Source organism: Halogeometricum sp. S3BR5-2, from assembly GCF_031624635.1.
Classification (GTDB): Archaea; Halobacteriota; Halobacteria; order Halobacteriales; family Haloferacaceae; genus Halogeometricum; species Halogeometricum luteum.
Window position 1 is genome coordinate 1,186,642 of sequence record NZ_JAMQOQ010000001.1, and the last position, 25,459, is coordinate 1,212,100.

The 25,459-nt window shown below is 67.0% G+C and carries 22 protein-coding genes and 1 pseudogene; 7 read left to right on the forward strand and 16 right to left on the reverse strand.

Annotated features, from left to right (window positions below):
• Positions 1-20 precede the first annotated feature (20 nt).
• Positions 21-1,763 (forward strand): glycoside hydrolase family 13 protein, encoded by a 1,743-nt coding sequence (locus tag NDI79_RS06150; protein WP_310927560.1) that lies wholly within the window; start codon positions 21-23, stop codon positions 1,761-1,763.
• A gap of 14 nt (positions 1,764-1,777) precedes the next feature.
• Here the strand turns inward: NDI79_RS06150 and NDI79_RS06155 are convergent, their stop codons facing one another.
• The 4 genes and pseudogenes from NDI79_RS06155 to fdhF all read right to left on the reverse strand — a co-directional run bounded on the left by NDI79_RS06155 (position 1,778) and on the right by fdhF (position 6,083).
• A complete protein-coding gene (locus NDI79_RS06155) occupies positions 1,778-1,954 on the reverse strand; it encodes a hypothetical protein (protein WP_310927561.1) in 177 nt (58 codons plus the stop codon).
• A gap of 110 nt (positions 1,955-2,064) precedes the next feature.
• Positions 2,065-3,135, reverse strand: a pseudogene (locus NDI79_RS06160) (RNA-guided endonuclease InsQ/TnpB family protein); the annotation flags it as partial.
• A gap of 3 nt (positions 3,136-3,138) precedes the next feature.
• Positions 3,139-3,570, reverse strand: coding sequence for an NAD-dependent epimerase/dehydratase family protein (locus NDI79_RS06165; RefSeq protein ID WP_310927562.1), 432 nt, complete (start codon positions 3,568-3,570; stop codon positions 3,139-3,141).
• 128 nt (positions 3,571-3,698) lie between these two features.
• Positions 3,699-6,083, reverse strand: coding sequence for a formate dehydrogenase subunit alpha (gene fdhF, locus NDI79_RS06170; RefSeq protein ID WP_310927563.1), 2,385 nt, complete (start codon positions 6,081-6,083; stop codon positions 3,699-3,701).
• Between the two features lie 459 nt (positions 6,084-6,542).
• Here fdhF and NDI79_RS06175 point away from each other — a divergent pair, with 459 nt between their 5' ends.
• Positions 6,543-7,817 (forward strand): RNA-guided endonuclease InsQ/TnpB family protein, encoded by a 1,275-nt coding sequence (locus NDI79_RS06175; RefSeq protein ID WP_310927564.1) that lies wholly within the window; start codon positions 6,543-6,545, stop codon positions 7,815-7,817.
• Positions 7,818-7,960: 143 nt separating this feature from the next.
• Here the strand turns inward: NDI79_RS06175 and NDI79_RS06180 are convergent, their stop codons facing one another.
• Positions 7,961-8,284: a DUF7344 domain-containing protein gene (locus NDI79_RS06180; RefSeq protein ID WP_310927565.1), complete on the reverse strand. Its 324-nt coding sequence runs from the start codon at positions 8,282-8,284 to the stop codon at positions 7,961-7,963.
• A gap of 335 nt (positions 8,285-8,619) precedes the next feature.
• Here NDI79_RS06180 and NDI79_RS06185 point away from each other — a divergent pair, with 335 nt between their 5' ends.
• The gene (locus NDI79_RS06185; RefSeq protein ID WP_310927566.1) at positions 8,620-9,936 is read left to right on the forward strand and encodes an RNA-guided endonuclease InsQ/TnpB family protein; all 1,317 of its coding nucleotides are present in this window, start codon (positions 8,620-8,622) and stop codon (positions 9,934-9,936) included.
• Positions 9,937-10,283: 347 nt separating this feature from the next.
• A complete protein-coding gene (locus tag NDI79_RS06190; RefSeq protein WP_310927567.1) occupies positions 10,284-11,246 on the forward strand; it encodes a diacylglycerol/lipid kinase family protein in 963 nt (320 codons plus the stop codon).
• A 35-nt stretch (positions 11,247-11,281) separates the two neighbouring features.
• Here NDI79_RS06190 and NDI79_RS06195 read toward each other — a convergent pair whose 3' ends face one another.
• Genes NDI79_RS06195 through NDI79_RS06205 form a run of 3 tightly spaced genes read right to left on the reverse strand, consistent with a single transcriptional unit; the run spans position 11,282 to position 13,407 of the window.
• Positions 11,282-12,022, reverse strand: a complete 741-nt coding sequence (locus tag NDI79_RS06195) for a DUF8116 family protein (protein WP_310927568.1) — start codon at positions 12,020-12,022, stop codon at positions 11,282-11,284.
• 45 nt (positions 12,023-12,067) lie between these two features.
• On the reverse strand, positions 12,068-12,637 hold the full coding sequence (locus NDI79_RS06200) for a DUF8054 family protein (protein WP_310927569.1): 570 nt from the start codon (positions 12,635-12,637) through the stop codon (positions 12,068-12,070).
• Positions 12,634-13,407: a nucleotide-binding protein gene (locus tag NDI79_RS06205; RefSeq protein ID WP_310927570.1), complete on the reverse strand. Its 774-nt coding sequence runs from the start codon at positions 13,405-13,407 to the stop codon at positions 12,634-12,636. The genes NDI79_RS06200 and NDI79_RS06205 overlap by 4 nt, the downstream gene beginning before the upstream one ends.
• A 159-nt stretch (positions 13,408-13,566) precedes the next feature.
• On the opposite strand from NDI79_RS06205, the gene NDI79_RS06210 reads away from it, so the two are divergent.
• Together NDI79_RS06210 and NDI79_RS06215 are read left to right on the forward strand one after the other, a co-directional pair.
• Positions 13,567-13,794 (forward strand): hypothetical protein, encoded by a 228-nt coding sequence (locus NDI79_RS06210; protein WP_310927571.1) that lies wholly within the window; start codon positions 13,567-13,569, stop codon positions 13,792-13,794.
• Positions 13,795-14,021: 227 nt separating this feature from the next.
• On the forward strand, positions 14,022-15,572 hold the full coding sequence (locus tag NDI79_RS06215) for an NADH-ubiquinone oxidoreductase-F iron-sulfur binding region domain-containing protein (RefSeq protein ID WP_310927572.1): 1,551 nt from the start codon (positions 14,022-14,024) through the stop codon (positions 15,570-15,572).
• Between the two features lie 34 nt (positions 15,573-15,606).
• On the opposite strand, the gene NDI79_RS06220 is transcribed toward NDI79_RS06215, so the two are convergent.
• From NDI79_RS06220 to NDI79_RS06255, 8 genes are all read right to left on the reverse strand, one after another.
• Positions 15,607-15,807: a hypothetical protein gene (locus tag NDI79_RS06220; RefSeq protein ID WP_310927573.1), complete on the reverse strand. Its 201-nt coding sequence runs from the start codon at positions 15,805-15,807 to the stop codon at positions 15,607-15,609.
• 59 nt (positions 15,808-15,866) lie between these two features.
• Entirely contained in the window at positions 15,867-17,450 is a 1,584-nt protein-coding gene (locus tag NDI79_RS06225; RefSeq protein ID WP_310927574.1) for a cobyric acid synthase, read from the reverse strand.
• A 141-nt stretch (positions 17,451-17,591) separates the two neighbouring features.
• Positions 17,592-18,230 carry a helix-turn-helix domain-containing protein gene (locus NDI79_RS06230; protein WP_310927575.1) on the reverse strand — a complete coding sequence of 213 codons (639 nt, stop codon included), beginning with the start codon at positions 18,228-18,230 and terminating at the stop codon, positions 17,592-17,594.
• A 190-nt stretch (positions 18,231-18,420) separates the two neighbouring features.
• Positions 18,421-19,083, reverse strand: a complete 663-nt coding sequence (locus tag NDI79_RS06235) for a helix-turn-helix domain-containing protein (protein ID WP_310927576.1) — start codon at positions 19,081-19,083, stop codon at positions 18,421-18,423.
• Positions 19,084-19,138: 55 nt separating this feature from the next.
• A complete protein-coding gene (locus tag NDI79_RS06240) occupies positions 19,139-19,891 on the reverse strand; it encodes a cob(I)yrinic acid a,c-diamide adenosyltransferase (RefSeq protein ID WP_310927577.1) in 753 nt (250 codons plus the stop codon).
• Positions 19,888-21,165 carry an MGH1-like glycoside hydrolase domain-containing protein gene (locus NDI79_RS06245; protein ID WP_310927578.1) on the reverse strand — a complete coding sequence of 426 codons (1,278 nt, stop codon included), beginning with the start codon at positions 21,163-21,165 and terminating at the stop codon, positions 19,888-19,890. The genes NDI79_RS06240 and NDI79_RS06245 overlap by 4 nt, the downstream gene beginning before the upstream one ends.
• A 101-nt stretch (positions 21,166-21,266) precedes the next feature.
• The gene (locus NDI79_RS06250) at positions 21,267-22,418 is read right to left on the reverse strand and encodes a sugar-transfer associated ATP-grasp domain-containing protein (protein WP_310927579.1); all 1,152 of its coding nucleotides are present in this window, start codon (positions 22,416-22,418) and stop codon (positions 21,267-21,269) included.
• Positions 22,419-22,486: 68 nt separating this feature from the next.
• On the reverse strand, positions 22,487-23,674 hold the full coding sequence (locus tag NDI79_RS06255; protein WP_310927580.1) for a sugar-transfer associated ATP-grasp domain-containing protein: 1,188 nt from the start codon (positions 23,672-23,674) through the stop codon (positions 22,487-22,489).
• A 320-nt stretch (positions 23,675-23,994) separates the two neighbouring features.
• Between NDI79_RS06255 and NDI79_RS06260 the strand changes: the two genes are divergently transcribed.
• Positions 23,995-25,446: a lipopolysaccharide biosynthesis protein gene (locus NDI79_RS06260; RefSeq protein WP_310927581.1), complete on the forward strand. Its 1,452-nt coding sequence runs from the start codon at positions 23,995-23,997 to the stop codon at positions 25,444-25,446.
• The last annotated feature ends 13 nt before the right edge of the window (positions 25,447-25,459 follow it).

Genomic DNA, 25,459 nt, shown 5'->3' on the forward strand with positions numbered 1-25,459 from the left:
GGAGTGCGACTGCCCGAGGGATGGAGGAGACGACGGACCCCGAGGCGCGCGCGGCGTGGTGGAAGGAGGCGGTCGTATACGAGATTTACCCCCGGAGTTTCAACGACAGCGACGGCGACGGAGTGGGCGATATTCCGGGTATCGTCGAGAAGGCGGACTACCTCGACGACTTGGGAGTGGACGTCGTGTGGCTCTGCCCGGTGTACGCCTCGCCGGACTACGACAACGGCTACGACATCTCGGACTACCGCGCCATCCACGAGCAGTTCGGGACGATGGCCGACTGGGAGGAACTGCTCGCGGAACTGCACGCGCGCGACATCCGCCTCGTCATGGACCTCGTGGTCAACCACACCTCCTCGCAGCACGAGTGGTTCCGGAAGTCGCGGCGGCGCGCCGAGGGCTACGACGACTACTACATCTGGCGCGACGGCGACGGTGAGGACCCGCCGAACAACTGGGAGTCGGTGTTCGGCGGGCCGGCGTGGTCGTACGACGACGCGCGCGAACAGTGGTACCTCCACCTGTTCCACGAGGAGCAACCCGACCTGAACTGGCGGACCCCGGCCGTCCGCGCGGACGTCGCCGAGATGATGCGGTGGTGGCTGGAGAAGGGCATCGACGGCTTCCGGATGGACGCGGTCAACCTCATCTCGAAGGCCGAGGGGCTCCCGGACGGCGACCCCTCGAACGGACTCGTCGGGGAAGAGCACGTGTTCAACGGACCGAGCCTCGAATCGTACCTCCGAGAACTGTACGACGAGGTGCTCTCGGAGTACGACGCGATGACCGTCGCCGAGATGCCGAACACCGACCCCGACACGGCCGCGGAGTACCTCGGCGAGGACGGCGCGGGCCTGAACATGATCTTCCAGTTCGAGCACATGGACGTCGACGCCGGCCCGGACGGCGTCTGGGACCTGGAGGGATGGGGAGAGTTCCACCTCCCCGAGTTCAAGCGGGTCGTGAGCCGCTGGCAGACCGAACTGTGGGGGCGGGGGTGGAACTCGACGTACCTCGGGAACCACGACCAGGCCCGCATCGTCTCGCGGTACGGCGACGTCGACGAACGGGGCTCGTCGGCCCACCAGACGCAGTCTGGTGACGACGAGGCGTACCGCCGCGAGAGCGCCACCCTCCTCGCGACGTTCCTCCTGACGATGGGCGGGACGCCCTACCTCTATCAGGGCGACGAAATCGGGATGACGAACGTCGAGTTGAACTCGTTAGAAGAGATAGACGACGTGGAGACGGTCGGCGCCGTCGAGGACATGCTCGATAGCGGCGAAATCGACTCCTTCGAGGAGGCGCGCGGACTCGTCAACTACACGAGCCGCGACCACGCGCGGACGCCGATGCAGTGGTCCGACGACGAACACGCCGGCTTCACCGACGGCGAACCGTGGTACCCGGTGAACGAGAACTACCCCGAAATCAACGTCGCGGCCCAACGCGCCGACGAGGGGTCCATCTGGCACTACTACCGACGACTCGTCGACCTGAGACACGAGAAAGACGTGTTCGTCTACGGCGCGTACGACCTGTTGCTTCCGGATGACGAGTCGTTCTACGCCTACACCCGGACGCTCGACGAGGAGGTGGTGCTGGTGGTGCTCAACTGGTCCGGCACGGAGTCAGTGTTCGACTGCGCGGCGCTCGACACGACGGAGGCGACTGTCGTCGTCGGCAACGGCGACGACCCGCCGACCGACCCGCAAGGCGCGCGGTTCGGGCCGTATGAGGCCGTCGTCTATCGGCTCTGAAGGGGGCCCGACCGTCACCTCGACCGCACGTACGAGCCGAGCGTCCTGAGGTCCGCGGCCTCCCGTCCGAATGCACCGATATCGTTTCCCTCGACCGCGAGATTCATTTTCATCTGTCGCGCTTGGTCGCGGCCGAAGGGGACGACCGAGAGCGGGTCGACGAGGGTCAATCCGAGCGTCGCGAGCGTCATCGGTACGGGGAGGACGCGCAGGGATTGCCCGCGTCCGCGGTAGATTTCAGTCGCCACGTCCGCGAGGGTGAGCGTTTCGGGCCCGCCGAGTTCGTACGTCGAGCGGACGTGCGCGTCGTCCGGTCGGTCGAACCACACTGCGGACACTCTTGGCTGGTCCACGCTTCCGAGCGGACCTCCACCGAGATACCGTACTCCTCGGCAGTACACGCGAGTCGGTCGATGAACTGCCGGAACGCCCAGAAGTTGTGTGTCTTGGCGTTCGCTTCGACCGACCAGTGCGTGTCGAGTACGTCCGTCAACGCGCCGACGTACACCGTGGAGATGCCCTCGCCGTGCAACCGTTCGATGAGGTCGCGGGCAAGCGCGCCTTGGGCGTGGTCGCGGCGGCGCGTCCGTCGTCGGTACAGCGAGCGTATCCGGTGACTGCTGTACCGGCAGTCGTCCAAGAGCGATTGAAGCCGGGCGATTTCTCGCGTCGTCTTGCGGAACCGCTCGAACAGGTCGCGCCCCTCGTACAGTAGTTGCGTGCCGGTCGAAGTCGAACAGGCGACGAGGTTGTTTGCACCAATATCCAGAGCGGCGGTTTCGTCCGCCAGTGGTTGTGCCAGCCGAGAATTGTCGATAGTGACTGGCTGAAAGGCCCTGAATGTCTGTGCGTTCTCGTCCCAGAACAACTCCAACCGACCCTGCTTGTCGTACTCGTCCCAGTTGGGTTCGCCCCGGACTTCGAGCCGAAGGCGTTCGCGGTGTCTCAACCCGAACTCCTCTTTCAGGTCTTGACCGACGAGAATTTCGAGGCGAGAGTATTCGCCCCACTCGACGGTGTACGAGGTGTTTCGGATGTACGTTCGGAGTTCGCGGCCGTCCTCGGCGTTGCCCCAGTATCCGGGCTTGCCGTTGGCTTCGTCCTTCTTCTTGAGCGCGAAGAACGACCGCCACGCTTCGCGGTTCTTCCGTTCGATTTGCTGAACCGTGGACGCGCCGAGCGTCCCGCCGTAGCGTCCGCGATACTCACTGATTTCCCACACGTCCGCGTCGGGGTCGGCGTAGTGTTCGCGGCGCTCGTAGTTGATTTCGTTCCAGAGAGCGGCAGAAGCGTCCAACAGGCGTCGAAGCAACTCCTCGTCCTCGTCCTCGTCGGACTGAGGAACCACGTCGAATGTGTTGGTCCGCTTCATCAACTACTGGTTCGTGCGGCACATTGATAATTCACGCCCGCCGTGAACGGCGGGACTCTCTCCTTGATTCAGGTAGGAGGTCCGACCGTCCGGGTGGGTCCCGATGGAACTCATCTGCACGAACCGCTTGACGCCGTGGGCGTCCGCGGCCTCGACGGCGTTCTCCGTCCCGTCCGCGTGGACGGTTTCCTGGCTCACCGGGTGCTGGTAGAGCGGCGAGAGCGCGACGAGGTGGACGACGGCGTCCCTCCCCTCGAACGCGCCTTCGATGGACGAAAACTCCCGCACGTCCCCGCTCGTCGTCGTGACTTCCGCCGGGAGCACCGACGGGTCGGGCGTCCGCGAGAGCGACACCACGTCGTGGCCGCGGTCGACGAGTTCCGCGCACAGATGCCGACCGACGAATCCGTCGCCCCCGGTGACGAGTACGTCCATACCCGAACGACGGCGACGGTTCCGCTAAAAGTGGCGGCGGGCGCGAGCACTCGCCGCCCCGCACGTCGACTCCGGCGTCGGTCCGACTGCGACCGAACTGCGGTCGAACCGGCGCGGCGGCCGCCGCGTCAGTCGTCGGCGCTTTCGGGAACCGACTTGTTCGGGTCGTCGTCGACGGCCGCGGGACGGTCCCGCGGGACCACCTTCACGTCGGTCACCTTGAACTCCGGCACGTGCGCCTGTTCGTCGAGGTGCTCCTCGTCGGTCAGTTTGTTCACCACGTCCGTCTCGTCGCCGAGGACGTGCATCGGCACGAATATGGTATCGGGGCCGATGCGGTCGGTCACCTGCGCCATCGCCTCTATCTCGCCCTTGCGCGAGGTGATGCGGACCGGGTCCTCGTCCGCGATGCCGAGCGACTCGGCCGTCTCCGGGTTTATCTCGACGAACAACTCGTCCGTGTACGAACGGATGCCCTCCTCGCGGTTCGTCATCGTCCCCGTGTGGTACTGGTAGAGGACGCGCCCCGTCGTCAGTTTGAGCGGGTAATCGCCGTCGTCCATCTCCCGCTCGGCGGGACCCGAGATGTCCGTCGGGAACATGTGCGCCTTCCCGTCGGCCGTGTTGAACTGCTCCTCGTAGAGGTGCGGCGTTCCGGGGTGGTCCTCGTCCCAGACGGGCCACGAGAGCGCCTCGCCGTTCTCGAGACGCTCGTGGGTGACGCCGCCGTAGATGGGCGTGAGGTCGTTTATCTCGTCCATGATGTCGCTGGGCGAGTCGTAGTCCCACTCGAAGCCGAAGCGGTTCGCCAGTTCCTGCGTGATGACCCAGTCCGGCTTCGCCTCGCCCGGCGGGTCGACGGCCCGCTTGACGAGTTGCACGTGGCGGGTCGTACTCGTGTACGTCCCGTTCGTCTCGACGTGGCCCGTCGCCGGCAGCACCACGTCGGCGTACTCCGCCGTCTTCGTCAGGAAGATGTCTTGGACGGCGAGGAAGTCTAGTTCTTCGAGAATCTCCTCGGCGTGGTCGACGTTCGGTTCCGAGTAGACCGGGTTCTCCCCCTCGACGAACATCGACTTGATGTTGTCGCGGTCGGCGGCGAGGAACTGCTCGGTGATTGTGAGACCCACTTCGGCCGGCAGGTCGTCGACGCCGTAGTAGTCCTCGAACTTCTCGCGGGCGTCGTCGTCGGTCACCTTCTGGTAGCCGGGGAAGTTGCCCGGAACTGGGCCCATGTCGCCGCCGCCGCCCTGCACGTTGTTCTGGCCGCGGAACGGCGCCAGCCCCGACTTCTCGGTGCCGACGTGGCCCGTCACCAGCGCGAGGTTCGCCATCGAGATGACGTTCTCGGTGCCGTGGCTGTGCTCGGTCAGCCCGAGCGTCCAACAGAACGTACAACTGTCGGCCGTGGCGATGGCCTCGGCCGCGTTCTTCAGTTGCTCCGGGGGGACGCCCGCGTGCTCTTCGACGTACTCGGGCGTGAACTTCTCGACGCCCTCTTTGACCTCCTCGAAACCGACCGTGCGGTTCTCGATGAACTCGTCGTCCTGCAGGTCCTCTTCGAGGATGTGGTGGATCATTCCGTTGATCCACACCGTGTCGTAGCCGGGGGTGACGCGGGAGTACTGCGTCGCGTACTCGGCTATCTGTACCTTCCGCGGGTCGAAGACGTACGCCTCCGCCCCGTCCTTGAGGTTCTGCTTGATGTCGGTGGCGAGGACGGGGTGGGACTCGGTCGTGTTCGAACCGGTGATGAGGTAGCAGTCCGTGTCGTTGAAGGCTTCGGTGCCGACGGAACCGGCGCCGTAGCCGACCGTCTGCGAGAGGCCCGCGACGGTCGGCGAGTGACAGAGCCGGTTGCAGTTGTCGATGTTGTTTGTCTTGAGGACCTGTCGAGACAGCTTCTGCATCAGGTAGTTCGCCTCGTTCGACGTCCGCGAGGAGGAGACGAGCCCCAACGCGTCGGGGCCGTACTCGTCTCTCGTCTCCTGGAGTTCCTCGGCGACGCGGTCCAGCGCCTCCTCCCACGACGCCTCGCGGAACTCGCCGTCCTCCTTGATGAGCGGCGTCGTGAGGCGGTCTTCGTCGTCGGCGTAACCGTAGCCGAACTTCCCTTTCACGCACGTCGAGATACCGTTGACGGGGGCTTTCTCGGCGTTCGGCCGGATTCCCAGCACCTCGTCGTCCTTCGAGAGGACGTCGAACCGACAGCCCACCGCGCAGTAGCCGCAGGTGGTGTCGGTGACGTCGACGTCGTCGAGTCGGTAGTCGCTGATGGCGCCGGCCACGTCGAAGAGGCGACCCTCCGACATGGAGTTGGCCGCGAACGACTCCGCGAGGTGCTCGGCCGGGGCGAACGGGCCGCTGTGACCCTCGTCGGACCCATGGTCCGGCGTCGTCTCGCCTCGCTCCTGGGCGGACTCTGCCATCTCCTTCGCCTGGGCCATGTAGCCCGCGACGCCGGATTTCTCCTCGTCGGTGGCATCCGTCTCGTTCGGTTGCTGGTCGCTCATGCGTCCCCTCTCGTACTCGGTCGGTCGCGGTTGTGTTGCTGTATCATGGAAAATCGGGGGCGGCGTCTCCGTCGCGTCGGCGAGTGAGTCGCTTCGACGCTGTGTCCTCGCACGCGTCGTCGGAAGAGCGAAACTGCAGGGATGCGACAGGAGACCGCATATCGACGGTAGGAGGCGCGTCCTCGGGGTCGAACCGCCGCACCCACCAGCGGAACCCCGTTATGAGGAGACGAACTGGCGCCCGGTGGTGGGCACGTGTTGGAGGGACGAGACGGATACCAATCCGTGGGGTGTATTTGAATGGTGTTTATACAGAATCGAGGAGAATACCTGACCCTTTAGGGTCAGGATGAATCCGACAATTCCTACACAGTCCACCGTCGATGGCAAGGCTGGATATCCCACGCCAACCAACACTAATAACAGAACAGCATCCATAACCAGTTATGAAGCCAGAAAATGGGTCGAACCATCCGAACCTTTGAGGCCACGATTACGAACCAGCAACAGGTTCGTGGCGACCTCGACCAACTCGGATGGGCCGCCTCAAAACTCTGGAACGTCGGTCGCTACTACGCACAACAACAGTGGGACGAAACGGGCGAGATTCCCGATGACGGGAAACTCAAAGCCGAACTCAAAAGCCACAAACGCTACACGGACTTACATTCTCAATCCAGTCAGCGCGTTCTCGAAGAACTCGCTGAAGCGTTCAACGGCTGGTTCGGTAAGCGTCGGAACGGCGACAACCGCGCCCGACCGCCCGGCTACCGCAAAAACAGAGACTCCCACCCGCGTTCAACCGTGTCGTTCAAAGCGGCTGGCTTCAAGCACGACGCACAGTTCACCCGCGTTCGCCTCTCAAAAGGACGAAACCTCAAAGACCACCGTTCAGACTTCATCCTGTGCGAGTACGAGACTCGCCCGGATGTTGACCTGACTGAGTGGGACATTCAACAGGTTCGCACCGTCTACAAACGCGACGAGTGGCGACTCCAGTTCGTCTGTCGCATCACCATCAGCCCGGAACCACCGGGCGATGGGGTCGCTGGTGTTGACCTCGGGATTTGCAACTTCGCCACTGTCTCGTTCGGCGGGGAATCGGTGTTGTATCCCGGCGGCGCACTCAAAGAGGACGAATACTACTTCACGAAAAAGAAAGCCAAGTGCGACGATTCTTCGTCCCGTGAGGCGACTCGTCTTGACCGGACGCGAACTGGTCGCCGGACGTACTTCTTGCACGCACTCTCGAAAGCAATCGTAGAGGAGTGCGTCGAACGAGGAGTCGGAACGCTTGTCGTTGGCGACCTCGGTGGCATCCGAGAAGACGACGGGAACAGCGAACCTCGGAATTGGGGCGACCACGGCAATCTCGACTTGCACGGGTGGCCGTTCGACCGATTCACGACGCTACTCGACTACAAGGCGGAAGCCGAAGGCATCGACGTTGAGTTGGTGTCCGAACGCGATACGTCGAAGTCGTGTTCGGCGTGCGGCCACACAGATGACAACCAGCGAGTTGAACGTGGCCTGTACGTGTGTGAGACGTGCGATACGGTTGCGAACGCGGACGTGAACGGTGCGGAGAATATTCGGCAAAAGGTACTCCCGAGTCTCGCCACGGATGGCGGTGATAGGGATAACGGCTGGTTGGCACAGCCAGCGGTTCACCTGTTCGACAGTAGTGAGGGTGTTTTCGCCCCACGAGAACAGGTTGTTATCCGCGAACCTTAATATCCCAACTCAGCGGTGCGGTACCGTGGGATTGCCGCGTCTTCAGGTGCGGGAGGATGTCAACATCCGTCGTTGGTCGAGCGGGGGCCACTGAGAGGCAGATACCGCGTTCGGTTCCGGCCGAGTCCGAGTTAGAATCAGAGTTAGACCCACCCGTCGGGGAGGCCGTCCCGGTTGTCGTGGAGGAGTCGGAGCACCGGCCGAATCTCCTCGAAGTCGTCCCCGATGCCGACCCGACCCGCGTCCGGGTCCCACCGAACGTAGCCGGCCTGCTCCAACAGCGGGAGGTGGTTGTGGTACAGGGCCGTTTCCAACGTCGCCTCGTCCCGGTCACCCTCGTGAACGTCCTCGGGAACGCTCAGCGTATCGTCCGCGTTCGGGAGTTCCGAGAGCGCGACCAGCACGCGCCGACGGGTTCGGTCGCCGAGGGCTCTGAAGACGGACTGCCAGATATCGTCGTCCTCCATGTCAATCAACTGAATGCACGATGGGGAGAGAGCGGTATGAGTATTGTCTCATATAAGAGAGTTTAACGGCCCCTTACGTGAACGCCGCGGCGTCTAGCGACGGCCTGTGTCGGGCGGCGGCGGGCGCCGCTGGTCCGTCTCGCGGCCGCACGCGGCCGGGTTACATGTAAACCACCCGTTATAGAGAGCAAGGAGAATACCTGGCCCTTTAGGGTCAGGATGAATCCGACAACCCCTCCGCCATCCACCGCACAAACGCCCGACAGGATATTCCTTGCCTATATCCCAATCTTCACAACACAATATCCCATAACCAGTTATGGAAGCGTTCCACGATGCACATCCACCGTACATACCGAGCGAAAATTCTCAACCACTCACAGGTAGAGGAGATGCTCGACCACCACGGATGGAGTGCCTCGAAGCTGTGGAACGTAGCGAACTACCACTCTCGACAAGAGTGGGACGACACGGGCGAGATTCCCGACGACTCGGACTTGAAAAGCGAGTTGAAGACTCATCCAAAATACAAGGGACTACACAGTCAGTCCAGTCAGCGCGTTCTGGAGGAACTCGCTGAAGCCTTCAACTCGTGGTACGGCAAACGCAAGTCTGACGACAGAGCGAACCCGCCCGGTTACCGCAAGAAAAACTACTACGACGACCAAGGCCGTCGCGTCCACGAAGAACACCCGCGTAGCACGGTGACGTGGAAACAGAAAGGCATCCGTCACGACACCGAAAACGGTCGAGTGCGACTCTCGAAGGGTGCGAACCACAAGGAACACCCACGAGCGTGGGAGTACATCCTCGTCGAATACGAGACGCGTCCCGGCGTCACCGTCGAAAACCTACAACAAGTTCGCGCCGTCTACGACAACGCGAAGGGGCGATGGAAACTGCACTTAGTGTGTAAGCACGACGTGGAGACTCCCACCGCACCCGGCAACGCGTCAGCGGGTGTTGACCTCGGTATTTGTAATTTCGCGGCAGTGGCGTACAGCACCGAACAATCCGACCTGTACCCCGGCAACCGCCTGAAACAGGACGGGTACTACTTCCCGAAAGAAATCGCTAAGTGCGACGATTCGGGTGGTGAACGGGCCACTCGTCTTCACAAGAAGTGGTCGGAGCGCCGAACCCACTTCTTCCACTCCTTAGCGAAGCACATCGTAGAACGGTGTGTCGAGCAGGAAGTTGGCCAAATCAACATCGGGAAACTCGCTGGTGTCCGCGAGGACGAGAACAGGTCGTCGAAGAACTGGGGTAAGCACGGCAACCTCGACTTGCATGGATGGGCGTTCGACAGGTTCTCGAACATCCTCGAATACAAGGCGAAGGTTGAGGGCATCGAAGTCGTAGAAGTGTCAGAGCGCGACACGAGCAAGACGTGTTGCGTCTGCGGTAGGAAAGACGAGAGTCAGCGTGTTGAGCGTGGCTTGTACGTGTGCGAGGAGCACGACGACGCGTTCAACGCTGACGTGAACGGGGCGGAGAACATCCGTCTCGACATCAATCAAAGTAACTCCGAGTCTTCGGCCAATTTGGACGAAGATAGGAGTACCGGCTGGTTGGCACAGCCCGCAGTCTACCTTCATGACCTCTCCCGAGGATTCCAACCTCGGGCAGAGGTGGTAGACTGCAAACCCTAATATCCCAATCCAGCGGTGCGGTGCCGTGGGATTCCCGCGTCTTCAGGCGCGGGAGGATGTCAATCGCGGATGCGCACCGATAGAGCGGGTACGAGCGACTCCGGGACAGACCCCGGTGGGGGGCCGAATCCGCCCTGCGACACATGAACCTCGCCGAGGAGTTCCCGATGAAGCGGTACGAGCGGACGGGCGCCGCGCGGGCGGCGCCGGGACCACGTCGGAACGACGAGCGGACGCGAATCGGCGGGTGACGGCCCGTCGGGGGGCGCACAGCCACCAGAGCCTTCACCGTCGACCGCCTTCGTACACCGAGCGAACGCGTTGAGTCGGCCGATACCCTCCGAACCATGACAGCCCACGAGACGACCGACGGCGACCGAGAAGCGACCGCCCCGAGCGACGGCGAGTGGCGAATCATCCTCAACCCGGTCAGCGGGTCCGGCGACCACGCCGAGCGGGTGGAGTCGCTGGCGGCCGAGCGGGGGTACGCCGTCGAGCGGACGGAGGAACCCGGCGACGCCGTCGAGTTCGCCGAACGGGCCGGCCGAGAGGGCGCCGAGCGGGTGGCCGCCTGCGGGGGCGACGGGACGATACACAACGTCGTCGAGGGACTCGGCCGGGCGGACGCCCTCGACGACGTGACGTTCGGCGTCGTCCCCGGCGGCACCGGCAACGACTTCGCCACGAACGTCGGCATCAGGGACGTCGAGCACGCCTTCGAACTCCTCGAAAGCGGCGACCGACGGCGCATCGACCTCGGCGTCGCCGACGGCGAACTGTTCACGAACTCCTGTATCGCCGGGCTGACCGCCCAGACGAGTTCCGAGACGAGTTCCGACATGAAAGAGCGGTTCGGGACGCTCGCCTACGTCGCCAGCGGCTTCAAGACGGTCCGGGAGTTCGACCCGTTGCACGTCGAACTCGAAGTCGAACGCGACGTGGCGGCGCAGTCGACGACGTGGACGGGCGAGGCGCTCTGCATCCTCGTCGGCAACGCGCGCGGGTTCGCCCGCGGCGGCGGGCAGGCGAACGTCGAGGACGGCCTCTTCGAGGTGACTATCGTGAACGACATGCCCACCTCGAAGATGCTGACCGAGGCGGCCGTCCAGCAGTTCATCGGCAGCGACACGGAGAACGTGACCCAACTGACCGGCGACGAACTCCACGTCACCGGTCGGGAGGGCGAGGATATCGAGTTCAGCCTCGACGGCGAGATACGCGAACACCGCGACCTGTCGATGCACGTCCGCCCACGGGCGCTCAGCGTCGTCGTCGGTGACGCGTACGAACCGGAGCCCTCGGACGCCTGAACGGACGGACGCGGTCCGGCGTCACCGACGGGGGGTCACTGCCGCGGGTCGAACCGCTGGCGCTCGCGTCGGAGGATGCGCTCCCAGAGCGTGAACAGGGTGCTGTCGAGGTCGTAGCGGCGGTTCACCTCGCGCACCCACACGTCGTCGGTGAACAGGAGATGCTGGAACCGGCGGACCGTCGGCGTCAGGTCCTCCATCGGCCGCGCGCCGACGTAGTAGGCCACCGTCTCGTCGCGCGTCCGCGAGATGAGTTCGGGCGGCACCGGCAGGCCGCACTCGCTGGCGACGTAGTCGAACCACTCCAAGTGGGTGATGGCGTCGGCGAAGGCGAAGCGGTCGGCGAACCCCGAGACGCGTTCGACCGCGGGCTTACCCTCGTAGAGCACGTCCTGCGGCCGGCTGAACCGCGGCACGGAGACGTGTTCGAGCGTGTCGGCGTACTTGCGGGCGATGTGCTTGAGCCGCCATCCCGCGAAGTACGTCGGCCCGGTCAGCGCGAGTTCGTACCACAGCGGCGTCCACTCCAGGAACGGCGCCCCGAACGCGGCGTCGGCCAACAGGTCGGCCACGATAGTCTGTGACACCTCCGCGGCCACGTCGTAGCCGGTCCGGTTCTCCCGCATCGCCGTCTCCGCCTCGTCGACGAGGGCGGGGAAGTCGCCGGTCGGAAAACCCATGCCCTCGGCGACTCGAACGACGTAGTCTGCGCCGGGTCGGTACCAGTCGGCGAAGTCGGCGGGGGTCCGCAACGGAACGAGTGGGAGCACCGTCACACGATTTCTTGCGGCCGAGACGGTATATACGGTCCGACCGACGCGTCACTCCTCCAACTGTTCGGACAGTCCCCACTCGGCGGCCCGGGACTCCGCCTCCCGCCGCGCCTCCGCGCGAATCTCCTCGATGCGGTCGGCGTCGGCGAGGAACGCCTCGACGGAACTCCGTTCGTCCGCCCGGCGGTCCGCCGGCGCCGCCGCGCGCGTCCGTTCGACCAGTTCCGGGTCGGCCGCGAGTCGGTCCGCGGGCCGCGCGGGCGGGACGCGACACGTCTCGTCGCGGTGGAGACGTTCGACGGCCGCGGCCGGGAGTCCGTACAGTTCGACGCGGAACGGACCCGCCGCGTCGAGGGCGGCGAGGGCGTCCGGCCCGCCGCGGTCGGTCCCCGCGTCGTACGCGAGGACGGGCACCCCGTCCTCGAAGGTGAGCACGGCGGCGTCGCCGCCGCCGCCGAGCAGCGAGTCCTGCGGTTCGAAGACGGCGTAGCCGGTGAGTTCGCGGTCCAAGACGGCCGCGAGCGTCGCCCCCGCGTCGCTGACGACGCGAGAGCGGAGCAGTTCGCCCTCGGGAATCCGCAGCGACGCCCCGGTGAACGCGGTCACGGGGACTGTCACACCCGTTCGGGGAGGACGGCGCTCCGGAATCGGTCGGCCACGTCGCCGGCGTCGCCCTCGCGCACGTCCAGCGTCGCCGCCGCCTCGCGGAAAGCGTCGGCCGCGGGGGCCGTCGGCGCGTGCGCGAGCAGCGGTTCGCCCGCCCGCCGGGCCGCCCGGACGGCGTCGCTCTCGGGCACCGACGCCAGCGCCGACCCGCCGAAGTAGCGCGACGCCTGCTCGGCGATTCGTTCGACGTCCTCGTCGGGGCGGACGCGGTTGAACAGGACGCCCGCCGTCTCCGTTCCGTACGAACGGGCGTACTCCTGCACCTTCAGCCCGTCCGACAGCGAGGGGACGGTCGGTTGCAGGACGACGACGACGCGGTCGGCGAGGACGACGGGGAGGACGGCGCTCTTCGACCCGAGCGCCGCCGGCGAGTCGAGGAGGAGCACGTCGGTGCCGGCGGCCAGTTCGGCGACCACCTCGCGGAGGCGGCCGGGGTCGGCCGCCTCGAACGCGGCGAGACTCGTCCCGCAGGGGACGACGGACATCCCGAAGCGGTCGTAGACGGCGTCGTCGACGCTCGCCTCCCGCCCCTCGACCAACAGGTCGTGGAGGGTCACGTCGGCGTCGTCGAGGCCGGTGTGAAACAGCAGGTTCGCCATCCCCGTGTCGGCGTCGACCACGGTCACGTCGTACCGCTCGGCCAGCGCCATCCCGAGTGCGAGCGTGCTCGTCGTCTTCCCCGTCCCGCCCTTCCCGCTGGCGACGGCGAACGCTTCGACCATATCCGCGTCTCGGGTCCGCCGGACTAAAGTGTTCGCATTTGAAGAATGTTTTTCAGTAAGACATGTAAGTCGTCGGCGCCGTGCGAGTCGCCGCCTCCCCCATCGACGCGCCGTCCGGTCGCCCGAACGCCTTTGGTCCCGAGCGTTCTAGCTCTCGACATGGCAACCGATACCCAGGGCGAGGACGACGAACCCGTTCGCATCCCCATCGAAGACGACCCGGTCGAAGAGGAGCACGAAAGCGAGGGCGAGGACGCAGAGGACGCCGCGGGCGGCGGTCGACGCGTCGCGCTCACCATGCTCCTCCTCGCCGTCGTGGCCGCAGCGGTCATCTACTTCGTCGTCGCCGGCGGGGACGACGACGAGGAGATGGAGCCGCCGTTCTGACCGGCGCGAGGGAGAACGGAGCGCTTTTTTCGCCGACCGGTCGTCCGACGAGGAGCGCGGTTACCGCGGGGACGAGACAGCCGTCGTCGCCGGGAATCGAAGGGAATCGAGCGGCGGCCGAGCGCCTCGGTCGGTGGCTGTCGGGGGACCGAACGCGCGGCCGTCGGCCCCGACACGTCAGCGACGGGCAACAAGCCTTTCCTATCGGCCAGCAGTACTTTCGTTCCATGAGCGACTCGAAGGAAGAAGACGGGAGCCTGCCTGCGGTCCGCGTCGCCGCCGGGTCGGCGCATCGGACCGACGCGAACGCCGTCGCCGACGCCGCGCGGGAGGCCGCGGAGACGTCGACGGTTCGAAGAACGGGTTCGACGGGCGCGGAGGCGCTGGAACCGCTGCTCGTGGTGACGACCGACGACGGAACGGCGTTCTACGCCGCGCCGTCGCACGACCGCGCCGGCGAAGTCGTGCGCGCGGCGGAGTCGGGCGAGTTCGCCGCGGACGCCGACGCCGTCGTCGAGGGCGAGGAGGGAACGCCGGACGAAGACGGCGCGCTTCCGACGCCCGAGGAGGGACCGCTGAGCGTCGGCCGCCGCCGCGCGCTCGGACGCTGCGGCTGGGTCGACCCGACCGAACCGCCGGCCGACTCGCTGGCCGACGCGGTGCGCGAGGACCCCGACGACGTGCTCGCGGGGATGCGCGAACTCGGTCTGCTCGGCCGCGGCCGCGGCGACGCCCGCGCCGACGAGTCTGTCGGCGAGGGCTGGGCGGAGGCCCGCGACGCCGAGGGCGACCCGGTGCTCGTGGTGAACGCCAACGACGCCGACGAGCGCAACCGGACGGACCGGACGCTGCTCGAAGGCGACGCGGGCGGCGTCGTCGACGCCGCGATGGCCGTCGGCCACCTCCTCGGCGCCGAGGACGTAGTCGTCTACGCCGAAGAGGAGTCGCTGGGGACCGAACGCCTCTCGCGGGCCGTCTCGCGCCACCGCGAGGAACACGGCGAGGCGCCGCAGTTGGCCGTCGGCCCCGAGCGGTTCATCGCCGGCGAACCGACGATGGCGCTCGAATCGCTGGAGGGGAACGACCGACTCGAAGCCCGACTCACTCCGCCGGGACCGGAGACGCACGGTCTGTACGGGCGCCCGACGGTCATCCACACGCCGCGGACGCTGCTGCAGGTCCGCGAGGTCATCCGGAACCCCGAGGCGTTCGACGCCGACGACGCAGACCCGGGGACGCGTCTCGTCACCGTCGCCGGCGACGTGGACGCGCCCGCGACGGTCGAACTCTCCACGGGATCGTCGATGCGGACGGCGACCGACGCCGTCGAGCACGACTCGGTGAAGATGGCCGTCGTCGGCGGGCAGTTCGGCGGCTTCACCCGCCGACTGGACCACACCTACTCCGCGCCCGCCCTCGACGGCGCCGACCTCGGTTCCGAGGGCGTCGTCGAACTGTTCGGCGAGGACCGCTGCGCCCTCGCGGCCGTCGGCGACCGCGCGAACTTCGCCTCGCAGGAGAACTGCGGTCGGTCCGGTCCGTGCCGCGAGGGGACCAAGCAGATGACCGACCTGCTCCGGCAGATCTACACCGGGAAGTACAAAGACGACATGCTCCGCGAACTGACGCGGACGATGCAGAACTCCTCGATGTGTCACTTCGAGGAGAGCGCCGCGCGGACGGTCGAGACGGCGATGTCGACGTTCGACCGCGAGTTCGCCGCGCACGCCGAGGGACGCTGTCCCAGCGGCGAGTGCGACGGCCAGTCGCTGCACTGACCTGAGCCGTCGGCGCATCCGACCTCCGGCGCCGCTACCGGGTCGAGTTCCACGCCGATTTTTTCCGCCGCCGCTTCCGGTATTCGAGCCCGAACGACACGCTCGCACAGAGCGCCGCGACCGTTCCGACGGCCGCGACGACCGACGTCGAATCGCCCGCGACGTAGTGGAAGACGAAGACGGCCGCGAGGAGGGCCTGGGAGAGGGCGGCCACGGCCGTCCACCTCGGATGCATACGCGGAGTGGTTACCGAAACGACAAATAGTTCGTGCATAGCAGTCACGACCCGGTCGGCTAACCACCGGACTCGTCGCCCGAGTCTCCGAACCCGAACGCTTCGAGGTCGAGTCGGGAGACGAGGGCGGCCGCGCGGTCGTACGGCGAGTCGGCTGTCTCACCGTCCCTCGCCGTCGGCCGCTCTCGACCCGCGGCGGCGAACAGGCCGTCGACGAAGGCGTCTCTGACTCCTTCGTTCTCGAACAGGCCGTGGAGGTACGTTCCCACCACTGCGCCCCGAGCGACGCCGAGCGTCGCGTCCGACCGACCGTCGGGCGCGGCGAACGGCCGCGCGAGGGTCTCTTCTTCCGCGACCGCTCGGGTCTCGCCGGTGTGAATCTCGTAGCCGGAGACGGGGCCGTCGAACCCCGCGAACGGCCCGGCGCCCGCGAACGCCCACGTGACGGGCGCGACGCGCTTTTCGGTCGAGAAGGTCGTCTCGACGGGGAGCAGGCCGAACCCCGGAAGCTCGGACCCCCCGCGGACGCTCTCGGCGCCGACGTTCAGCAGTCGCTCGCCGAGCAGTTGGTAGCCGCCGCAGAGGCCGATTACGGGACCGTCGAACGCTCGGAGGCGGTCGTGCAGTCCCGCCACGCGGCAGGCCCGCAGGTCGTCGGCGGTGTTCTTCGACCCCGGGAGGACGACGGCGTCGGCCTCGGAGAGATCCGAATCGAGCGGGCAGTAGACGACGCGGACGCCCGGTTCGGCCGCCAGCGGTTCGAGGTCCGTCGCGTTCGAGACGCGGGGCAGGCGGGGGACGGCGACGGTGACGGCCGCCGCGTTCGGGTCGTCCGCGTCGCCCGCGCCCGCCCCGAAGACCGCTCGCTCGCCCTCGGGCGGCAAGGAGACGCTGTCCTCCTCGGGGAGTCCGGGGTCGTCGTACGGGAGGACGCCGAGGACGGGCACGCCCGTCCGCGACTCGAAGGCGTCGAGACCCTCCTCCAAGAGGGACTCGTCGCCCCGAAACTTCGTGATGACCGCGCCGACCACCCGCTCTCGGATGTCGTCGGGCACGAGTTCGAGCGTCCCGACGAGCGAGGCGAAGACGCCGCCGCGTTCGATGTCGGCGACGAGGAGGACGTCGGCGTCGGCGAAGCGGGCCGTCTCGACGTTCGCCAAGTCTCGGTCGTGGAGGTTTATCTCCGCGATGGAGCCGGCGCCCTCGGCGAGTATCACGTCGTGGTCGGCGGCGAGGCGGGCGTGGGCGGCTTTCGCGGCGTCGCGGGCGCGGTGCCAGCCCTCCTCGTAGTAATCGCCGGCGGCGAAGTCACCGGCCGGACGGCCGTCGATTACTAGTTGGGACTCGCCGCCGCCGCGGGGTTTCAGGAGGACGGGGTTGTGGTCCGTCGTCGCCGTCACGCGGGCGGCGCGGGCCTGCACGTACTGGGAGACGCCGATTTCGCCGAAGGCGTCGGCGCTCTCGTCGTCGGACTCCCGCGCGCCGGCCGCGACGGGCACCGCCCGGGCGTTGTTGCTCATGTTCTGCGCCTTGAACGGCGCGACGCTGACGCCGCGGTCGGCGAGCAGGCGGCAGAGACCGGCGACGACGGTGCTCTTGCCGACGTGGCTGGCCGTGCCGGCGACGAGGACGGTTCGGCTCATTGCGCTCGCTCGGGAGCGAGGGCCGCGAGGGTAGTCAGTATTCGTATCCGGTCGCGCCGGCGGGCGGCGGAGTCGGGAGTCCGCCGTCCGGGCCCACGCGTCGACACGGCGGGAGAGCGCCCACCCACAGACGGACTCGGCCTACGCGGCGAGCGTGTTCTCGATGAGAGCGTCCATCCCTCGCTTGAGTCGCGCGCCGAAGGCCTGTTGGCTGATATCGAGGTCTTCGCAGATATCGCCCAACTTTACATTCTGTTCCATATCATAGTATCCGCGCTCGAACGCGTGCAGGAGTGCGACCCGTTGTTTACCCGTCAATCCGTACAGCGCGCTGTCCCGGTCGGTGCTGTCGGACAGGCGCTTTATGTCGAGCGGATACCCGCCCTCGCGACAGGCGAGGTGGAACTCGCTGAACGTATCCCTGCCGTCCGAGATGAGCCTGAACAGCCAGGTTCCGTCGGAGCCGGTTCCCCGTTGGATCACGATGTCGCGGCGCCGGAGGGTATCGAGGAATCCGTCGGCGTCGTCCTCCCACGAGACTCGAAAGAGAGGTCGTCCTATCGAGCCGTCGAGTCGCTCTACCACCGCGACGTGCGGAGACGCGCGCACCTCCGACTGCACCGCTTCGGCGTCGCTCGTCTCCGCCCAGAAGTAGGGGACCAAACGTTCCCCGACCGGAACGAACCGCGCGAGTTCGATTTGGGTCGCCGACTCCACGTCCAGCGCCGCTCCGACCGCGAACGCGTCGCTCGGGATGGTGAAATCCAGGACTGCGGTCACCGCGGGTCACCGAGGGGTTTCACCGTCCCTCTCGGACGGTCGTCGATGCGTCCGCATCGCGAGTGGGCGGGAGGACCAGAGACCGCGTCGATGCCTCTCTGCCCGTCTAGCGGGTCTGCCATCGTACGCGGTAGCCGTCCGACCGGGAAGAGGAGATAGGTTGTATGCACAACGGTACGGGCCGAGATGGTCAGTCGTCGTCGGGGTGGTTGACAGTCAGGGCGTTGGTGATGAGGTTCTTGTGCCCGTTGTGCAACCGCTTGGAGACTGCCTGCTGGGAGACGCCCACCTTCTCGGCCACGTCGGCCATCGTACTCCGTTGCGGAATGTCGTAGTACCCCGTGTCGAGCGCGGTGACGAGCGTCTCGCGCTGCTTCGACGTCAAGCCGTACTGCGCGCTCGCCATCGGCTGCTCTTGGTGGTACAGTCGGTTGAGTCGGAACGAGATGTCGTTCTCCTCGCAGTACGCTTGGAACTGAGAGACCTTGTCGTGATTGTCGAATCGAAACTGCAGTTCCCACTCCTCGTTTCGCCCCGTCGCTTGGAGTATCGTCGCGCCGATTTCGGTGTAGGCGTAGATAATCGACTCCACGTTCTCGGTCCACTCGGCGCGATAGAGGACGCTCCCTTCGATTTCGTCTACGAGTGTCGTGTCGGTCACCGAGGGGTCGTCGCGGAACGCCTCCTCGAAGTCGGATTGGTCCCCGCCGCTGACCCAGAAGAACGGCATGATCTTGTCCTCCATCGTCGCGACGACGCGCTCGATTTCGACGACCATCTCCGAGGCGGCCGTCAGGGCGTGATGGAGGGCGAAATCGTCGGAAGGCACAGTGAATTCCGCGATGACGCTCATACGAGTCGTTGCGTCCCGTCGGAGATAAGCGCGGGGGGAGACGGCGCGGGGCGGATCAGTACTCGGTGCCCTTCCGCGCCCGCGTCCCCGCGTCGAACGGGTGTTTCACCTTCCGCACCTCGGTCACCAAGTCGGCGGCGTCGAGGAGGAAGGTCGGCTCCTCGTGCCCGCCCGTGAGGACGAGTTCGAGGTCCGCGGGCTTCGACTCGACCAGTTCCAGCACGTCGTCTTCGTCCACGAGGCCCATCGCAACGGCGTACAGAATCTCGTCCAAGACGAGCATGTTCACGCCGTCTTCGGGACCTCCCTCAGCAGAGAGCGGTTCCGAGAGGTCCGCCTCGCCCGCCGCCTCGACGAGTTCTTTCGTTCGTTCGAACGCCGCCGCCGCCTTCGCCGCGTGCTCGTCGTCGTCCGACCCGTCCATCATTCTGTTCCAGCCGTAGTGCCCCGTGTTCTCGTAGGAGATGCCGGGGAGGGCCGCGATGGCGTTGTACTCGCCGCGGACGCCCTCAACCGAGTCCGCTCCGCCCTTCAGGAACTGGAGGAGGTGGACGCGGTAGCCGTGGCCCGCGGCGCGGAACGCCATGCCTAACGCGGCGGTAGTCTTGCCCTTTCCGTCGCCCCACCACGCCTGCACGAGGCCGAACTCCTCCGGTGCCGAGGGTTCGATGGCGTTCGCGCCGGGCGAGACACCCCCGCCGGGCGTGTTCCGTCGGGTCTCCGCGGGGGAGTCGGGGCGGTCCGCCGCGGGCGCGTCGGCGGCCTCGTCGTTCGAGCGGTCGTCCGACTCGGGTCGGTCGTCGTTCATCCGCGGACCTCCGGGGCGTCCTCGGCGGCCCACGCCAGCGACAGCGCCGCCGACCACGAGAAGCGGTCGCTCCCCCGACCCGCGCCCGTCTCGGGGTTGAAGTACTCGCGGAACCCCTCGCGGTCGAGCAGTCGCCGGGAGTCGTCTCGAATTCGGTCGGCCTCCGTCTCGGCGCCCATCCGCCGCAGACCGCGTTCGAGCAGCCAGTTCGTGTTCAGCCACACCGGCCCGCGCCAGTAGCGGTCGTAGTCCATCTCCGGGCCGACGTAGGAGGGCGCGGCGTACTCGTAGGCGAGGAACTCGTCGAGCGTCTCGCGCATCCGCGCGAACTGCGCGTCGGTCGGCGCGCCCGCGAGCGTCGGCAGCAGGCCCGCAATCGAGCGGGCGGGAAGCGGTTCGTCGGCGACCAAGTCGTAGGAGACGAACAGGCCGAGGTCGTCGTCGAACCGGCGCTCCGAGAGGGCACGGCGGGTCGTCTCGGCCTGCGCGCGCCAGCGCTCGGCGGACGTCTCGTCGCCGGCGTCCGCCGAGAGGGCGGCGACGGACTCGCAGGCGCGGACGAACAGCGCGTTCGTCAGCACGTCTTCGACGACGAACGGCGACTCCTCGCGCAGTCGGGTCTCGTCCCAGTCGAGGTCCCGGCCCCGCCGGACGAGAGAGACGTAGCGGTCGTAGTCCCAGTCGGTCGGTCGCTGCTCGGCCAACTCCGAATCCTTGCGGTCCTCCCGGGTGTAGGTCATCTCACCGGGGTCGAAGCGTTCGAGGGGGCCGACCCACGCCGGCGAGTCGTCCATCCCCGTCGCCCACGGGTGCCGCACCCAGACGAGTTCGCCGTCGTCCGAACGCTCGCGGAGCCACCACTCGCAGTAGGCTTCGAGGTCCGGGAGCACCGAGTCCCGGAACGCCTCGTCGCCGGTCGCCTCGTAGACGTACGCGGCGGCGGGGACGACCATCGGCGGTTGGGTGATGCCGCTGGTCTCCACGTCGGCGTGGACGGTCCGGTCGGTGCCGACGCGCCACTCATCGGGACCGGGGAAGTAGCCCGCGGCGTCCGACCAGAACGCTATCTGCGGCACCATCCCGTTCTCCCAGCGCGCGTCCAGCAGAGTCCGAATCTCGCGCTTGGCCGCCGCCGGGTCGGCGTGGGCGAGGCCGACGGCGACGAACGCGCTGTCCCAGTTCCACTGGAAGGGGTACAGCGTCGCCGAGGGTATCGTGTAGCCGTCGCGGCGGTTCGCGTCGAGGACCGCGGCGGCCGACTCGCGTCCGTGCATGCGGGAGCGTTCGCGGCGGTCGGAAAAGTCGTTTCGACCGCGACCCCGGTCGCGGTCGTGGTCCGAGGTGTAGGGACCCCGGGCCGCGCGCCTCGATACGCCTACGCGAACCCGTGGTACTCGTAGAAGCGGCGCGAGCGCTCGTCCCGCAGGAGCGGACCGTGGACCTGTAGCGTCTCGACGCCCGCGTGCGAGTTGAGTTCGAGGACGACGAACTCGCCCTCGCCGGTGACGACCACGTCCCAGCCGACGCGCGGGAGGTACGGAACCGCCGACGCGAGTTCGAGCAGGCGGTCGCGTATCGCCGGCCAGCCCGGAACTTCCGCGCCCTCGATTCGCGCGTCGGTGTCCGGGTGGCGCTGGAACCACCGGCGCTCGTGGTCGTCGTCCGACCAGTAGGCGGCGGGGCCGAGCGTTCCGTCCTCCCGAATCTCGGCCGAGAGGCCGCCGCGACTCCAGTTGTCGACGGGCGCGGAGTCGGCCGTTCCGACGCGGTGGACCGCCTTCGAGACGAACGGCTCGTCGGCGTCGGGGTCCCAGAGGGTGAGCACGCGCAGCGTGTGCACCGCGTCGGGGAACAGGTCGGCGGCGTAGTCGGCCTGCTCGACGAACTCCCAGACGAGGTACTCCTCTAACTCCTCGACGAGCGCCGAGAACTCCGCTTCCGTCTTCCGCTCGCCGTTGACGAGATAGCCGTCTTCGTCGTCCTCGTCATCGAGCCGCCGGCACACGTACACGCCGGACCCGCCGTAGCCGTAGACGGGTTTCAGTACGAGCGCTCCCTCGTCGTCGAGGCGGTCGCGGAGCCACGGGACGGCGTCGACGCGACGCGGTCCCGACCCCTCGTAGGACGCGAACGCCGGCCGCCGCTTCAGGTCGCCGCCGTCGAGCACGCCGTAGAGGCCGGGCAGGTGCTCGCGGAACGCGTCGAGCAGCAGGTACTGCGCGAGTTTGTTCTTCACCACCGCGCCCCACGGCCCGCCGAGCGAGTCCAGTCGTTCGAGCTGATAATCCGAGAGATACTCGTCGTACCGGCCCTCCTCGACGTCGAAGAGGACGCCCGAGCGACTGGTGAAGCCGTGCCGCCACAGCGAGAGCCGCCGCTCTCGGGGCAGCGAGACGGAGGAGCCGGAGACCACCTCCCGCTCGAAGAGCGTTTCCAGCACCGACAGCCGTCGGTAGACGGACTGCGTCGCCGTCGTCCCCGTCGGGGACGACTCGGACAACCGCGTCAGCAGGTCGCCGTCGATCATTTGCCGGTAGTCGACGGCGTCCCGACTTAACCGACCCGGCTCGGAGACGACGGGTCGGGGTCGCTCGACTAGAGACAGCCGTGGTGCTCGTAGAACGCGCGGACGCGGGGGTCGTCGAGCAGGGGCTCGTGCACCTGAAACGTCCGGGTCGCGGTGTGGGCGTTCACTTCGAGGACGACGAACTCGCCCTCGCCGGTGAGGACGATGTCCCAGCCGAGGCGCGGGAGCGAGGGGTACTCGGCCGCCATCTCCTCGATTTGCCGGCGGACGGCCGACCACTCGGGCACGCGCGCCCCCTCGATGGGTTCGCCCGTGTCGGGGTGGGTGTCGAACCACCGCACCTCGCCCTGCTCGGGGAGCCACTGCGCGCCGGCGCTCAACTCGTCGTCGTCGGTCACCATCGCGGAGAGACCGCCGCTACTCCAGTTGTCGACGGGCGCCGATTCCGCCGTCCCGACACGGTGGACGGCCCCCGAGACGAACGGTTCGTCGTTCTCGTAGTCCCAGAGGGTGAGCACGCGCAGCGTGTTCGTCGACTCGGGGTACAGGTCGTCGGCGTAGTCGGCCTGCCGGGCGAACTCCCAGGCGAGGTACTCCTCTAAGTCGTCGAGGAACGCCGAGAACTCCGCGTCCGTCTTCGGTTCGCCGTTGACGAGGTAGCCGTCCTCATCGGCGCCGTCCTCGCCCTCTTCGGGCCGCCGGCAGACGAACACGCCGCGGCCGCCGTGCCCGTAGATGGGCTTGAGCACCAGCGCCTCCCGGCGGTCGAGGTAGCGGTCGACCCACCGGACGGCGTCGTGGCGTTCGACGCCGTTCAGTTCGTCCGACGGCGCCTGCCACGGCGCGGTGGGCATCGTCGGGGAACTGCGCCGGAGTTCGCCGCCGCCGACGATACCGTAGCAGTCGGGCAGGTGCTCGGCGTAGGAGCTGAACAGGAGGTAGAACGTCAGCTTGTTGCTCACGACGGTGTCCCACGGCTCGGCGATGTCGTTGGCCCGTTCGTGCTGCAGGTCGGAGACGAACTGTCGGTAGTTGTCCTCGTCGAGGTCGTACAGGGCGCTCGACCGACTGGTGAACCCGCGCCGCCAGAGCCACAGACGCCGCTCGAACGGGATGTCGACGGACAGTCCGGTCGAGAGCTCTCGGTCGAGCAGCGTCGCGAAGATGGAGAGCCGGTCGGACAGCCCTCGGTAGCCCGCACCCGCGCCGTCGCGGAGCGGTTTGAGGAGCGCGTATCGCAGGGAGTCCTCTCGCATTGTAGTGTGGAGTCGAGGCGTCCGCCACATAAAATCGGACTGGTCCGACCCGCTGAGACGCCCCGAGACGGCTGCTCCGAGTGAGAGCGAGAAACAGTTCGTGCGATACGACCGTAGGTATAAGGACGCTGCGCGAGAGAGCAACGAAGAGTGAGAGTACTCGATAGCGTCCTCGCTCCCGATACCGACTGGGAGCCCTCGCCGAACCGGATTCTGCGGACTATCTCGGCGGCCGAGAGGAAGCCGCGACCGACATGCTCGACCGTTTGAAATCGGTCCTTCGGGCCGCCCTCCGAACCCTCCGCCCGGACGGAGACCTGATGTCGCAGACCGTGAAATCCGGCATCTGGGCCGTCGGGACCAACTTCGGGTCGCGGGGACTGCAGGTCGTGATGATGATCATCCTCGCGCGCCTGCTCACCCCGAGAGACATCGGTCTCATGGGCATCGCGCTCGTGACGTACTCGGCGCTGAACCGGTTCTCCCGGCTCGGCATCGACCGGGCGCTCGTCCAGCGGCCGGAGGCGAACGTCGACGAGTACCTCGACAGCATGTGGGGGCTCCAGATGGCCCGCGGCGCGGTCATCGCGGCCGTCCTCGTCGTCGCCTCGCCGCTCGCGGCGTCGTTCTTCGGCGAACCCGTCGTCGAGCCGATACTGAAGGCCATCGCCCTCTCGGCGCTGGTCGCCGGGCTGTTCAACCCGAGCATCGTCTACTTCGAGAAGTCCCTGGACCTGCACAAGAAGTTCGCGTTCAACATGAGCGGGTCGGTGACGGAGTTCGTCGTCGCCGTCTCCCTGGCGTTCGTCCTGGGGGACGTCTGGGCCATCGTGTACGGGTTCATCGCCGCCGACGTGGCGAAACTCGTCGCCTCCTACGCCCTTGACAGCCGCCGGCCGGGGTTCGACTTCCGGCTCGACCACGCCCGGGAGCTGTTCGGCTACGGCAAGTGGATCACCGCCACGAGCGGAATCAGCTTCCTCCTGGTCAGCGGCGACGACTGGGTGGTCGGCTGGCTCCTGTCGACGGCCGCGCTCGGCTTCTACCAGATGGGCTACCGCCTCGGCAAGACGCCGACGATGGAGCTCTCGCGGAGCCTCTCGACGGTCGCGTTCCCCGTCTACTCGAAGCTCCAGGAGGACTCCGACGCGCTGGCCGACGCGGTGAGCAAGACGGTCAGAATCCTCTCGTTCGCGTCGTTCCCCGCCGCGGTCGGCGTCGTCCTGACCGCCGACCCGTTCGTCCGCGGCTTCCTCGGCGAGCAGTGGCTCCCCGTCATCCCGGTGATGCAGATCGTCGCCGTCTACGGGGCGTTCTCGTCGCTCACCTCCGCGTTCAACGACATCTGGAACGCCCTCGGCCACCCCGAGTACAACACGAAGATCAACCTGCTCCGACTGGCGCTGACGGGGGCGCTCATCTACCCGGCGACGACCCGGTACGGCATCGTCGGGACCGTCGGCCTCATCGCCGGCGTGTTCGTCCTCGTCATCGTCCCCATCAAGGTTCACGTCGCCGTCCGCAGCGTGAACGGCAGCCACCGGCGCTTCCTCGTCGAGTTGGCGTACCCGGTCCTCGCGAGCGCCGTCATGGGGGGCGCGCTGTTCGCGCTCCGACCGGCGCTCTCCGGACTCCCGGCCATCGCGGAGTTCGCCTGCCTCGTCGTCGCCGGCGTCGCCGTCTACCTCGCGACGGTGGCCGTCGTCGAATCCCGCTCGACGTGGGAGATACGCAACGACCTGGAAGCGGTCCTCGGTGCCGTCCGAAGCTAACACCATGATACCA